At 74.8% G+C, this 12,139-nt stretch carries 11 protein-coding genes; 3 read left to right on the forward strand and 8 right to left on the reverse strand.

The window, feature by feature from the left end:
• Window positions 1-65: 65 nt before the first annotated feature.
• The 4 genes from ACFU9A_RS00735 to ACFU9A_RS00750 all read right to left on the reverse strand — a co-directional run bounded on the left by ACFU9A_RS00735 (window position 66) and on the right by ACFU9A_RS00750 (window position 4,626).
• Window positions 66-1,052 carry a cytochrome d ubiquinol oxidase subunit II gene (locus ACFU9A_RS00735; protein WP_430573343.1) on the reverse strand — a complete coding sequence of 329 codons (987 nt, stop codon included), beginning with the start codon at window positions 1,050-1,052 and terminating at the stop codon, window positions 66-68.
• The gene (locus ACFU9A_RS00740) at window positions 1,049-2,365 is read right to left on the reverse strand and encodes a cytochrome ubiquinol oxidase subunit I (protein ID WP_430573344.1); all 1,317 of its coding nucleotides are present in this window, start codon (window positions 2,363-2,365) and stop codon (window positions 1,049-1,051) included. Before ACFU9A_RS00740 ends, ACFU9A_RS00735 begins: the two co-directional genes overlap by 4 nt.
• A gap of 126 nt (window positions 2,366-2,491) precedes the next feature.
• The gene (locus ACFU9A_RS00745; RefSeq protein ID WP_430573345.1) at window positions 2,492-3,736 is read right to left on the reverse strand and encodes an ABC transporter permease; all 1,245 of its coding nucleotides are present in this window, start codon (window positions 3,734-3,736) and stop codon (window positions 2,492-2,494) included.
• Window positions 3,733-4,626, reverse strand: coding sequence for an ABC transporter ATP-binding protein (locus ACFU9A_RS00750; protein ID WP_430573346.1), 894 nt, complete (start codon window positions 4,624-4,626; stop codon window positions 3,733-3,735). The genes ACFU9A_RS00745 and ACFU9A_RS00750 overlap by 4 nt, the downstream gene beginning before the upstream one ends.
• A gap of 206 nt (window positions 4,627-4,832) precedes the next feature.
• Here ACFU9A_RS00750 and ACFU9A_RS00755 point away from each other — a divergent pair, with 206 nt between their 5' ends.
• Window positions 4,833-5,276: a nitroreductase/quinone reductase family protein gene (locus ACFU9A_RS00755; RefSeq protein WP_430573347.1), complete on the forward strand. Its 444-nt coding sequence runs from the start codon at window positions 4,833-4,835 to the stop codon at window positions 5,274-5,276.
• 50 nt (window positions 5,277-5,326) lie between these two features.
• Here the strand turns inward: ACFU9A_RS00755 and ACFU9A_RS00760 are convergent, their stop codons facing one another.
• The 3 genes from ACFU9A_RS00760 to ACFU9A_RS00770 form a co-directional block, all read right to left on the reverse strand.
• On the reverse strand, window positions 5,327-6,313 hold the full coding sequence (locus ACFU9A_RS00760; protein ID WP_430573348.1) for a hypothetical protein: 987 nt from the start codon (window positions 6,311-6,313) through the stop codon (window positions 5,327-5,329).
• 102 nt (window positions 6,314-6,415) lie between these two features.
• Window positions 6,416-7,063: a response regulator gene (locus tag ACFU9A_RS00765; RefSeq protein ID WP_430575318.1), complete on the reverse strand. Its 648-nt coding sequence runs from the start codon at window positions 7,061-7,063 to the stop codon at window positions 6,416-6,418.
• A 68-nt stretch (window positions 7,064-7,131) separates the two neighbouring features.
• The gene (locus ACFU9A_RS00770) at window positions 7,132-8,574 is read right to left on the reverse strand and encodes a sensor histidine kinase (RefSeq protein WP_430573349.1); all 1,443 of its coding nucleotides are present in this window, start codon (window positions 8,572-8,574) and stop codon (window positions 7,132-7,134) included.
• Between the two features lie 62 nt (window positions 8,575-8,636).
• Here ACFU9A_RS00770 and ACFU9A_RS00775 point away from each other — a divergent pair, with 62 nt between their 5' ends.
• Window positions 8,637-9,488: a hydrolase gene (locus ACFU9A_RS00775; protein ID WP_430573350.1), complete on the forward strand. Its 852-nt coding sequence runs from the start codon at window positions 8,637-8,639 to the stop codon at window positions 9,486-9,488.
• Window positions 9,489-9,534: 46 nt separating this feature from the next.
• Entirely contained in the window at window positions 9,535-10,524 is a 990-nt protein-coding gene (locus ACFU9A_RS00780) for a DMT family transporter (protein ID WP_430573351.1), read from the forward strand.
• A gap of 100 nt (window positions 10,525-10,624) precedes the next feature.
• On the opposite strand, the gene ACFU9A_RS00785 is transcribed toward ACFU9A_RS00780, so the two are convergent.
• A complete protein-coding gene (locus ACFU9A_RS00785) occupies window positions 10,625-12,025 on the reverse strand; it encodes an LVIVD repeat-containing protein (protein ID WP_430573352.1) in 1,401 nt (466 codons plus the stop codon).
• Window positions 12,026-12,139 lie beyond the last annotated feature (114 nt).

Raw genomic sequence — 12,139 nt, forward strand, 5'->3', positions numbered from 1 at the left:
GCGTTGCGGCCGTGTTGCCCCGGCGTGACGTCCGCGTCAGGAGTGCCGCGGGCGGGCTCGGCCGGTCAGAGGAAGACGACCGTGCGCGGCCCCAGCGGGCGCAGCAGCACCCGCCAGCTCACGGCCTGCGCCACCAGCACGGCGGCGAAGGCGCCCAGCACCGGCCACGTCAGGCCGTGCAGCACGGCGGGCGGCGCGGCGAGCGCGAGGACCGCGGGCCCCACGACGGCGGCCGTCGCCACGACGGGGACGACCGCGAGGACCGGCCCCGCGCCCCGCACCGCCCCCGTGCGGTGCACGCCGCGGTCGAGGTCGAACCGGGCCGCGAGCGCCAGCCCCGCCGTGGCGACGAGCAGCACCGCCGCGACGAGCGCGGACGCCGTGCCCAGGGCGGCCACGGCCAGCGCGGCGAGCGCCGCGAGGGTGGCCAGGGCGGCGGCCGGCACCAGGGCGCGCCGCACGCGCCGCCGGGCCTCTGCCGCGAGGGCGGCGGGCGCCCGGGCCGCGACGACGAGCCCGCCGTGCACCCGCGCCGCCGCGACGCCGAGGCCCGCGGTGACGACCGGGATGCCGACGGCGAGCGCCTGCGCGGCCCCCGAGCCGCCGTCGGCCTGCGCGCCCACCACCGACAGCTGCACCCAGGCGACCCCCGCGATCGCGCCGAACGCCGCCGGGAGCGCGAGGGACGCGACCTGCGCGACGACGTCCCACCGCTCCCGCCAGCGCGACCCCGCGAGCCGGCTGCGCAGCCACAGCGCGGCGTCGCGCACCACCCAGGCCACCAGCAGGGCCACCACGAACGGGTAGCCCGCCGACCAGAGGAGCGTCTCGGCGTGCCCGAACGCCGCGACGAGGACGCCCGCGGCGGCGACCAGCCACACCTCGCCGAGCAGCAGCAGCGGCGCGACGGTCGCGAGGACCACGCGGCGGCGCGAGTCGTCCCGGCCGCCGAGGGCGCGCACCAGCGGCACGCCGCCCTGCACCGCGCCGTCCAGCGCGGCCCAGCCCCCCAGGAGGACCGTCAGGAGCAGGCCCCAGCCGAGCGCGTTCATCGTGCACCTCCGAAGGTGAGGACGTCGGCGCGGTCCGCGGCGCCGGCTCCGGGAGCACCGGCGTCGTCCGGGCCGCCGTCGACGTCGCGCAGCACCTCCGCGGGCGGGGCGCCGAGCGCGAGCCGCGTCAGGCCGCGGCGGGCCAGGCGCGCCATGACCGTCCAGTCGACGACGGCGAGGGTGACCATCACGCCGACCAGCACCACGAGGGACGTGATGACGACCGCCGCGGACGCGCCGGACACCGCGTCCTCCGTGCGCAGGACGCCCGCGATCGCCCAGGGCTGCCGGCCGATCTCGCGCGCCGCCCAGCCCAGCAGCGCGGTGAGGAACGGGACCGGCAGCAGGGCGGTGAGGGTGGCGAACAGGCCGTTGCGCAGCGGGCCCCACAGGCGGAACAGCGCCTGGCGCGGCAGCAGGAGCAGCAGCACGCACCCGACGACGAACGTCAGCAGGCCCACGCCCTGCATCACCGCGTACGCGATGCCCACCACGGGCGGGTCGCCGCCCGGCACGGCCTGCAGGTACCCGAACTGCGCGTACCCGAAGCCGACCGCCACGAACGCCCCGACCGTCCCGGTGACCAGGCCGATGCGCAACGACCGCCGCCACACGTCGTTCTCCGGCGACAGCACGGCGCCGGGGACGCCGGCCGCGACGACCCCCGGCAGCCTCGTCGTCGCGCGGCGCAGGTGCCACGCGCTCACCCCGACCAGCAGGAAGGCGCCCGCCATGAGGCAGGCGCCCACCACGTGCAGCGCGGACAGCAGCGCCGCGGGGTTGGTGATGAGCGCCGCCACGTCGGTGACGCGGGCCTCACCGCCGGTCATGGTGAAGCCGACGGGGTTGCGGAGGAACCCGTTGGCCACCATCACCGTGAACGCCGACAGGTACCCCGTCACGACGACCGCCCAGAACGCCGCCGTGTGCGCCCACCGGGGCAGCACGTGCCACCCGAACACCCACAGCCCCAGGAACGTCGACTCCAGGAAGAACGCCGCCATCGTCTCGATGACCAGCGGGGCCCCGAACACGCCGCCGGCGACGTCGAGCAGGCCGGGGAAGTGCAGGCCGAGCTGCAGCTCCATGACGATGCCGGCGGCGATGCCGAGCGCGTAGTTGACGAGGTAGAGCTGACCCCAGAAGCGGGTCGCGCTCTCGAGCGTCGCCGCCCGGGCCGCGTCGCGGCCCAGCGCCCAGCGCGTCTGAAGGATCGCCACGACGGGGCCCAGTCCCAGCGTCACCAGGACGAAGAGGAAGTGGGTCCCGGCGAGCAGCGCGAACTGCAGGCGGGCGGCGTCGACGGCGGTCATGAGGCCGACGCTAGACAGGGCGTGCCCCCCGATCCCAGGGTTTTGCCAGGGATCGGGGGACAACCCTGAGCGATTTCGGGGGACTCCCCTACCGTCGCTCCGCCGGTCGCCGGGTCGGTCGCTCGGTCACGCACGCGCGAGCGCGCGCTTCCAGGAGACCCGGCCGCCCGTCTGCAGCAGGGCCCCGCGGTAGGCCCGCTCCCCGACGAGGACGGCGAGGACGGCGAAGGCGACGAGGATCAGCAGCGACACGACCGGCTCCCACCACGCGGCCGACCCGGACAGCACGCGCACCGGCATCGCGACGACGTTCGCCACGGGGACGTACGACAGCACGGTCTGCAGGGTGCCGCTGGCGGAGAACGTCAGGAAGTAGACGCCCATGATCCCCATCGTCATCGGGGTGGTGGTGTGCTGCAGGTCCTCCATGCGCGACGCGAGGGCACCCGCCACCGCGTACAGGGCGGCCAGGCCCAGGAAGCCGACGGCGAAGAACAGCACGAACCACACCAGCGACGTCGAGAGCGCGGGCAGGATCGACGCGGCCGGCGTGAACGACAGCGCCGCCAGGCCCACCGCCGCGAAGACCACGTTCTGTGCCAGCGCCACCACCGAGCTGCCCAGGATCTTGCCCGCCAGCAGCTGACGCAGCGGCACCGCGGTGGCCATGATCTCCACCAGGCGCGACTGCTTCTCCTCGACCACGCTGCCCGCGATCATCTGCCCCGAGCCGATGACGCCGATGAAGAACAGCAGCGCCAGGCCGAACGACGCGAAGAACAGGGCCTGCGGGTCCAGCGCCCGGCCGTCGAGCCGGTCCGTGGTCACCGTGCCGCCCGCGGTGAGCTCCGCCGTGGTGGTGCCCGCCGCCTCCGCGTTGGTCTCCAGCGTCTGCGCCGCCACGCCCGCCGTGATCAGGCGGGCGAGCGTCGAGTCGGGGCTCGCCTCGCCGGTCAGGACCCAGCCGTCGTCCCCGTCGGCGGGGTGCAGCCACGCGTCCGCGTCGCCGTCCGCGAGCGCCGCGCGCGCGGCCGCGTCGTCAGGCACGTCGAGGACCGTGAGCTCGGCGCCCCCGCCCTGCTCCTCCGGGACGGCGTCCGCCGCCTCGACCGCCGCCGTCGCCGTCGTGTCCCCCGCGCCGACCGCGACGGTGAACGTGTCCGTCTTGCCGCTCTGCCACGCGAAGAACGCCGACAGCGCCGCGATGATCACCACGGAGACGAGCAGCCCCACGAGGAACGTCTTGTTCAGGGCGCGCACCACGATCTCGCGGTTCATCACCACGAGCCACGCGCCGCGCGTGCCCTCGTCGTGCGGGCGGCCGGCGTCGGGCCGGTGCGTGTCCGGGCGGGTCGGGGTCGTGGTGGTCATGCCGTCACCTCGCGGTAGATCTGGGCCAGCGTGGGCCGGAGGGGGGTGAGCTCGCGGACGCCGCCGCGCTCGAGGGCGCCGGCGAGCAGGCGCTGCAGGGCGGCGTCGTCCGCCACCTCGAGCAGCGCGACCGGGCCGTCGACGTCCACCGCGTGCACGCCGGGCACGCCGCGCACCCAGCCGGCGTCGCCGTCGACCACGAGGCGGTGCCGCAGCGTGCCGGCCTGCTGCAGGTCGCTCGGGGCGCCGTCCGCCATGACGCGCCCCGCCTTGAGGATGACGAGCCGCTCGCACAGCCGCTCCACCAGGTCGAGCTGGTGGGAGCTGAACAGCACCGGCACCCCCCGGGAGGTGTGCTCGGCGAGCAGGTCGACCATGCCGTCGACGGCCGCCGGGTCCAGGCCGCTGAACGGCTCGTCGAGCACCAGGAGCCGCGGCGCGCCCATCAGTGCGGCCACGATCTGCACCCGCTGCTGGTTGCCGAGCGACAGCTTCTCCACGTGCTCCTTCGACCGGCCCGCCAGGCCCAGCCGGTCCAGCATGTCGAGCACCTCCGCGCGCGCCCTCGGTGCCGGGATGCCCCGCAGCCGGGCCAGGTAGACGAGCTGGTCCAGCACCGGCTGCTTCGGGTACAGCCCGCGCTCCTCCGGCATGTAGCCGAACGCCCGGCGGTCCGCGCGCGTCACCGGCGCCCCGCCGAACCGCACCTCGCCGGCCGTGGGCGCCAGGACGCCCATGATCATGCGCATCGTGGTCGTCTTGCCGGCCCCGTTGCCGCCCACGAACCCGGTCAGCTGCCCCGCCGGCGCGGCGAACGACACGTCGTCCACGGCGGTCAGGTCGCCGAACGTCCTGGTCAGTCCCCGTACCTCGAGGAAGTCGTTGTCCATGACCACGAACCTACGGAGCGCGCCCGCCCGGCGGATCCGCCCGGCGGCGGAGATCGACGCTCCCCCCGACGGCGGAGCGCCCACCCCCGACCTTCGTCGCGGCACGGTGGACGACGGTCGGTACCGGGCGGCGGCGAGCCCTGGCACCGTGCGTCGGGACGCACGAGCCACCTGCACCACGAGCCACCCGGACGAAGGAGAGCACGATGACGTTCACCTCCCCGCAGGGCACCCGCGGCGCCCGCCAGCCGCGCGGCCGCTTCCTCGCCGGCCGGAACCGCCGGATGGCGCGGCGCGCGGGCCGGGCCACCGGCGACCTCCTCGCGCTGACGACGATCGGCCGGAAGACCGGTCGGGAGCGGTCCACCCCCGTCGGCGGCTTCCCGGGCGGGAACGGCAGCTGGATCGTCGTCGCGTCCGCCGCCGGCGCCGCGGCGAACCCGTCCTGGTACCTCAACCTCGCGGCCCACCCCGACCGCGCGACGGTCACGACGGGCGGTCGGACGGTGCCCGTCGTCGCCGAGGAGCTGCACGGGGCCGAGCGCGCCGCCGCCTGGCGGGCGGTCACCACCCGCTCCCCCGGGTTCGCCCGCTACCAGTCCCGCACCGACCGCGAGCTGCCCGTCATCCGGCTGACGCCCCGCGCGTGACCTCGACGTAGTACCCGGTGACACTTCTGCGCCTGAACCGTCACCGGGTACTACGTCGACAGGACGAACGGGATGTCGGCGGGCCAGGGACGCGGCATCCAGCCCACCTGGTCAAGCAGGCGACCCACCTCTCCGGCGACGACGCCGCTGGTCACGTCGCGACCCGTGTACCGCAGCATCCTGGCGCCGCGCCCGACCAGGGCGTTCTGCCGGGTCCGGTCGGTGAACACGGCCTCCGGCGTGGAGTGGACGTCCCTGCCGTCGAGCTCCACGGGCACGATCCCGCCGTCGGGCAGGATCCACGCCAGGTCCGGGCGGGCGAGGAACCGGCCCCGCTCGTCGTGGATCACCAGCTGGAGCGCGTCCGGCGGGAAGCCCGCGTCCGACGTCACGAGCCGTGCCGCCGACTCGACGGGCGACTCCGCGCGCGGGTCGGACTCGTCCCACCATGCCGCGCAGCGGGCGGCGCCTCGTCGGCCACCGGCCGCCTCGACGGCTCGTCCGAGCTCAGTATCCGTGACCAGGCGTCGGTGCCGCGCCGAGTCCATGAGCGCGACGGCGTCGCGCCGGTCGAGCTCCGGGACGGCTTGCGCCAGGGCCAGCTCCGGCAGGACGCAGGGGATGCCGTCCACCTCCAGCCAGCGGCGCAGCGGTTCCCGGCGGATCCGGACGGGCTTGCGGCTCCGCCGCGGCGACCCGTCGGGGAAGGTCACCTCCGGCAGCACCCGCACGGGTGCGCCCTGGGCGCCGTGCAGCACCAGCGCCGCCACCCCTGTCGCGACGGCACCCGGGAAGGCGATCGGCCCGATGATCGCAGCCCGACGACGCCGGCGGTCGAGCGGGTGGTCGTCCCGTCCTGAGGGGATCGCGGTGTCGAGCACGCCGAGCATGACGCGCCGCCATCGACCCTGCCTGACGAGCGCGCCCACCTGGCGGTCCGTCATCCTGTGCTCGCGGCACTGCGCGACGCCGACCAGGCCCTCCTGCCTCGCGGCGAGGCGGCGCAGGGACGGGGGGACGACGATCGCGCGGGGCATCCCCTCAGCCAACCGGAACGCGCTCGCGGCCCGCTCCCCTCGTCCACAGGGCACCGACGTAGCACCGGGTGACACCTCCGAGGACCGGTAGGTCGACAGGTGCTACGTCAGGGTGCGGTGGTAGAAGACGACCGCCTGGACGCGGTCGCGCAGGTGCAGCTTGGACAGCACGTTGGAGACGTGCGTCTTGACGGTCGCCTCGCCGAGGAACAGCTCGGCCGCGATCTCGGCGTTGGACATCCCGCGACCCACCAGCACCAGGACCTCCCTCTCCCGCGGGGTGAGGTGCTCCAGCCGCGGGTCGGACGGTCGCGGGTCGGACGGTCGGGGGTCGGACGGCGCGGCCGCGGCACCCGTGGCGACCCCCACGACCGCGGCAGGGCCCTCCCCCGCGACCATCCGCTCGATGACGCGCCGGGTGACCTCGGGCGCGAGGAGCGCGTGCCCCTGCGCGACGGTGCGGACGGCGTCGACCAGCCGGTCGGCGTCGGAGTTCTTCAGCAGGAAGCCGGACGCGCCGGCGCGCAGGGCGTCGTCCACGTAGGCGTCGTCGTCGAAGGTCGTGAGCACGAGCACCCGGGCGAGGTCGTCGGCGACGATGCGCCGGGTGGCCTCGATGCCGTCCATGACGGGCATCTGCACGTCCATGAGCACGACGTCGGGGCGCAGCGCGCGCACCTGCTCCAGCGCCTGGGCGCCGTCGGCGGCCTCGCCGACCACCTCCACGTCGGGCTCGACGGACAGGATCATCGCGAAGCCGGAGCGCACCAGGCGCTGGTCGTCGACGAGGAGCACGCGCACGGGCGCGTCGGCGGGTGTCACGGGCGGTCCTCGGGCAGGGGCAGGCGTACCCGCACACGGTATCCGCCGGTGGCGCGCGGACCGACGTCGGCCAGCCCGCCGTGCGTCGCGACGCGCTCGCGCACGCCGACGAGCCCCAGCCCCGTCCCGGCGGAGCCCGGGCGGGGGCGGCCGTCGTCGAGCACCTCGACCTCGGCGAAGCCGTGCGGGAAGCGGTGGGCGTCCGGGTCGTCGCGCCGTGCGGGGCGGCGGTCGACGCGCACGACGACGCTCGCGCGCCGCGCGGTGGAGTGCTTGCGCACGTTGCTCAGCGCCTCCTGCGCGGTGCGGTAGAGGCTGAGCCCGACGGGCCCGGGCACGCCGTCGACGGCGCCCGGCTCGGCGACCACGCGCACCTCGACGTCGAGCCCGCCGGTGGTGGCGGCGAGGCCGGTGACGTCGGCCAGGCCCGGCTCCGGCGCACGGCCCGCGCCGCCGACGCCGCCGTCACGCACGCCGTCGCGCCCGCCGTCCTCGATGCCGCGCAGGGTGCCCAGCAGGCCGCGCATCTGCGTCACCGCCTCCCGCGACTCCCCCTCGATGGTGGCCAGCGGCGCCGCGGCGGCGGCCGGGTCGCCCGCGAGCATCCGGCGTGCGGCCGCGGCCTGGATGCCGATGACGGACACGTGGTGCGCGACGACGTCGTGCAGCTCGCGCGCGATGCGCAGCCGCTCGGTGACGACGGCCTGCCGCTGCAGCTCCGCCGTCTGCCGCTCGATCGTCGCGGCCTGGTCCTCGAGCTGCTCGCGCCGCCGGGCGCCGTGCCACATGAGCTGACCGGCCACGACGGCCCCGTAGAAGTAGGCGAAGTTGACCAGCAGGTTGTAGGCCGTGACGGCCACGCCGGGGTCCACGAGGCCGGGCCGCTCGTCGGCCAGCCCCATCTGCTCGACGATGCCGTCGATGCCCGCGCCGACCGCGAACTGCCAGGCCAGCCAGCCGAACATGACGAACAGCGCGGCGCCGACCACCACGACCATCGCCTGCCGGTCGCGCGCCCACGCGACCGCGCTGAACAGGGCGACGAAGTACACGACCTGCAGCGGGGCGAGCATCGTCACCATCGGGACGGTGAGCCCCACCACGAGGAAGTGGGCGTACACCACGGAGAGGACCACCAGGGGGTACCGCCGGCGCCACACCAGCGGGGCGGCGCCCACGGCGGACAGCAGGTAGAGCACCCACGGCGGGGCCGGCTCGTCCTCGAAGTACCCGATGCTGCGGGCGAGCTCCGTGCCCACGACGGACACGACGACGAACGCCACCCCGAGCCAGAGGTCGTTCCGGTACGCGCGGGCCGGGTCGGCGGGGACCCGCTCCCACCCGGAGTCGATCCCCCACCAGGCGGCGAGGCGTCCGCTCCACCCCTGCTCGCCCGGTGCGGTCACGGGTGCACGGCCCGTCACGGTCTGCTGCGGCATCCGCCCAGCGTAGGGAGCGCGGCGCGGTGGGCGCCTCCGTCGCGAGGTGGAAGTCTGGGCCCATGACGACTCCCGGCTCGGACCGTTTCTGGATCTGCCGCACGTGCGCCGTCGAGCACGCCGACCGGCCCGACGTCTGCGCGATCTGCGCGGACGAGCGCCAGTGGGTGCCCGCGACCGGCCAGGCGTGGGCCACCCTCGAGGAGCTGGTGGCGGAGGGCTGCGCCGTCGAGGTGGCCGAGCTCGAGCCCGACCTCCTGGCCCTGCACACGACGCCCCACCTCGGCATCGGCCAGCAGGCCAAGGTGGTGCGCACGCCCGCCGGCGCACTGCTGTGGGACCCGCTCGGCTTCGTCGACGACGCGGGGGTGGCCGCGGTGGTGGACGCCGCCGCCGGAGGGGACGTGGTGATCGCCGCCAGCCACCCGCACATGTACGGCGTCCAGGTGGAGTGGAGCCGGCGCCTCGCCGCGGCGACCGGGCGGCCCGTCCCCGTGCTGGTCAGCGAGGCGGACGCCGGCTGGGTGGCGCGGCCGGACGCCGTCGTCGAGACCTGGTCCGGCGAGCGCGAGGTGCTGCCCGGCGTGGTGCTGAGCCAGCCGGGCGGCCACTTCCCCGGCTCGGCGGTGGTGCACTGGACCGGCGCGGACGGACGGGGCGTGCTGCTCTCGGGCGACACGATCTTCGCGAACCCCGACCGCGTCACGGTGAGCTTCATGCGCAGCTACCCCAACCGGATCCCGCTGTCGGGGGCGGTCGTGACGCGCGTCGCCGAGCACGTGGCGCGGCGCCCCTTCGAGCGGCTCTACAACAACTTCGAGGGCGTGATCCCCGCGGACGCCCGTGCCGTCGTCCTCCGCTCGGCCGACCGCCACGCGGCGTGGGTGCGCGGTGACTTCGACCACCTCACCTGATCCGCGTGCGGTCGCGCCGGCGTCCCCCGGCTAGGCTCCCGTGACCGTGGCAACCATCGTGACCGGGCGGCAGCGCGCCGCGGGCGTGGCGCTCGCGATCGTCGCGGGGTTCGCCGCCGCCCTGCAGAGCCGCGTCAACGGCACCCTCGCGGAGCGCACCGGGGACGCCTACGTCGTCGCCCTCCTGTCCTTCGGCTCGGGCCTCGTCGTGCTGCTGCTCGCGCTCGCGCTCTCCCGCCCGGGCCGCGCCGCCGTCGCGCGGCTCACGCACCGGCTGCGCGACGGCGGGCTGCGCTGGTGGGAGTGCCTCGGCGGCCTCGGCGGCGCGTTCTTCGTCTCGTCGCAGGGCCTCACCGTGGGGACGCTGGGCGTCGCCGTGTTCACCATCGCCCTGGTGGCCGGCCAGTCCATCAGCTCGCTCGTCATCGACCGGGCCGGCCTGGCCCCCGGCGGCGTACGGCTGATCACCGTGGGTCGGGCGCTGGGACCGGTGCTCACCGTGGTGGCCGTGGTGGTCGTCTCGGGGTCCGCGGCGTCGACGGCGGCGCTCGGGCTGGCGGTGCTCCCGCTGCTGGCGGGCGTGCTGCAGTCGTTCCAGCAGGCCCTCAACGGGCGGGTCCGCGCGGCCGTCCGACCCACGACGGCCGCCGAGCGCGACGGCGGCGTCATGGCCGCGACCCTCGGGAGCTTCGTCGTGGGGACGGCGGCGCTGCTGGTCGTCTACGCCGTCTCGCGGGCCGCCGTCGGGCACCCGGACGGCGCCTGGCCCACCGACCTGCCCCTCGACCTGCTGCTGTACTCCGGCGGCCTACTGGGCATCGTCTTCATCGCGCTGCAGGCCGCGGTGGTGCAGCGCATCGGCGTGCTGCTGCTGGGGCTCGGCATGATCGCCGGCCAGGTGGTGGGCGCCCTCGTCCTCGACGCCGTGTCGCCGGGCGCGACGCCGCCCGGGACCGCGACGTACGTGGGCGCCGCCCTCACCCTCGTCGCCGTCGCCGTGCCGCTCGTCGAGGGCGCGCTGCGCCGCCACCGCTGACGCCGCGGGCACGACGGCGGCCGGCCCACCCGAGGTGGACCGGCCGCCGTCGTCGTCCCCGGCCGCTCGTGCCGGCCGGCGCAGGATCGTGCTCAGGAGGTCAGAACTTCTCCTGCATCTGCGGGTTGAGGGACTTGAGGTGGGTCTTGGCCTTCCCGTCGATCGCGTCGTCGATCGCGAACGTGTCGAACCCGATCCCCAGGTCGTTCGAGTAGGCGTAGCCGTTGTACCAGTAGGTGGACCAGGTGCCACCGCTGGAGACGCCCGCGCCGCGGTCGAACCAGGCGACCTCGGTCGGGTTCGACGAGTCGGTGAAGTCCATCACCGAGACGCCGCCCTGGTACCAGGACTGGACCATGAGGTCCTTGCCCTTGACGGGGATGAGCGAGCCGTTGTGCGCCACGCAGTTCTCGCTGGCGTCGTTGATGCGCGGGATCTTGTAGTAGCTCTTGAGCACGAGCTCCGTGGCCTTCTTCCCGCCCTTCTTCTTCACCTTCTCGATGTCGTAGATGCCGTTGGCACCCAGCTCCGGCGCGTACTCGCCGGTGCAGGTCGCGAGGCCGCCGCCGCCGAGCTCGTCGGTGAAGACCACCTTGGTCGCGTCGTTGTTGAAGGTGGCCGAGTGCCAGAACGCGAAGTTCTCGGTGTCACGGACCGTGCTGATCACCTTCGGGTGGGCGCGGTCCTTGATGTCCATGAGGATCCCGTCGCCCATGCACGCACCGGCGGCGAGGTCGTACTTCACGTAGGTCGTGATGTCGTGGCAGCCGGAGGTCGCCGAGGCCCGGCGCGACGGGTCACCCTCGTAGCCGCCCTCGGGGAAGAGGTTCGGCGTCCCGACGAGCTTCGCCGCGGCCGGGTTCTTCACCGGGATCTTCACGACCGAGATGATGTCGTGCGGCGGCTGGCAGTCGGGGTAGGACGAGCTCGGGCTGTACGACGAGACGTAGACGAACAGGTCCTTGCCGTTCTTGGTCGGCGCCAGCGAGTGGGTGTGGGAGCCGCACGCCGTCTCGACCGACTGCACGTACTCGGGTGCCAGCGGGTCGGAGATGTCCCAGACCTTGATGCCCTCCCAGGCGTCCTTCTCCGTCGCGGGGCGGGTCGTCGAGGCGCACGAGTCGTCGCTGCGCGACGAGTCGGTGGAGAGCACCAGGATGTCGCCGTAGACGGAGACGTCGTTCTGCGAGCCGGGGCAGTACACCTGGAGCGCCTGGACCGGCTCCTCGGGGTCGGACAGGTCGTAGACGGTGAAACCGTCGTAGTTCCCCGCGAAGGCGTACTTGCCCTGGAACGCGATGTCCGAGCCGGTGCCCTGCAGGGCGCCGTTCTTCGGGCTGTTGCTCAGGTGCGTGATCTTCGACGACGCCACCTCTCCCGGGGGGACGTCGGGCTCGAGGGCGTCGGACGCGGAGGCCGGGGCCACGAGCCCCAGCGCACCGGCAGTCAGTGCCAGCGAGAGGGCGACGCCGGCGGCGCCCCTCGCCCGTGAACTTCTCATCCGTGATCTCAGGTTTGGACGACGCACAGGCGCCACACCTCCTTGGTAGGTCACACTGAGTGTTGCCTGGAAGCATGCTCCCAACCAGGTGGGCGGGCATCTTTTTACGCGAAG

The sequence above is a fragment of the Isoptericola sp. NPDC057653 genome, from assembly GCF_042799955.1.
GTDB lineage: Bacteria > Actinomycetota > Actinomycetes > Actinomycetales > Cellulomonadaceae > Isoptericola.

Coding starts and splice junctions, on each gene's coding strand:
- ACFU9A_RS00735 (WP_430573343.1), bottom strand. CDS start 1,052: ATGAACGCGCTCGGCTGGGGCCTGCTCCTGACGGTCCTCCTGGGGGGC.
- ACFU9A_RS00740 (WP_430573344.1), bottom strand. CDS start 2,365: ATGACCGCCGTCGACGCCGCCCGCCTGCAGTTCGCGCTGCTCGCCGGG.
- ACFU9A_RS00745 (WP_430573345.1), bottom strand. CDS start 3,736: ATGACCACCACGACCCCGACCCGCCCGGACACGCACCGGCCCGACGCC.
- ACFU9A_RS00750 (WP_430573346.1), bottom strand. CDS start 4,626: ATGGACAACGACTTCCTCGAGGTACGGGGACTGACCAGGACGTTCGGC.
- ACFU9A_RS00755 (WP_430573347.1), top strand. CDS start 4,833: ATGACGTTCACCTCCCCGCAGGGCACCCGCGGCGCCCGCCAGCCGCGC.
- ACFU9A_RS00760 (WP_430573348.1), bottom strand. CDS start 6,313: ATGCCCCGCGCGATCGTCGTCCCCCCGTCCCTGCGCCGCCTCGCCGCG.
- ACFU9A_RS00765 (WP_430575318.1), bottom strand. CDS start 7,063: ATGATCCTGTCCGTCGAGCCCGACGTGGAGGTGGTCGGCGAGGCCGCC.
- ACFU9A_RS00770 (WP_430573349.1), bottom strand. CDS start 8,574: ATGCCGCAGCAGACCGTGACGGGCCGTGCACCCGTGACCGCACCGGGC.
- ACFU9A_RS00775 (WP_430573350.1), top strand. CDS start 8,637: ATGACGACTCCCGGCTCGGACCGTTTCTGGATCTGCCGCACGTGCGCC.
- ACFU9A_RS00785 (WP_430573352.1), bottom strand. CDS start 12,025: ATGAGAAGTTCACGGGCGAGGGGCGCCGCCGGCGTCGCCCTCTCGCTG.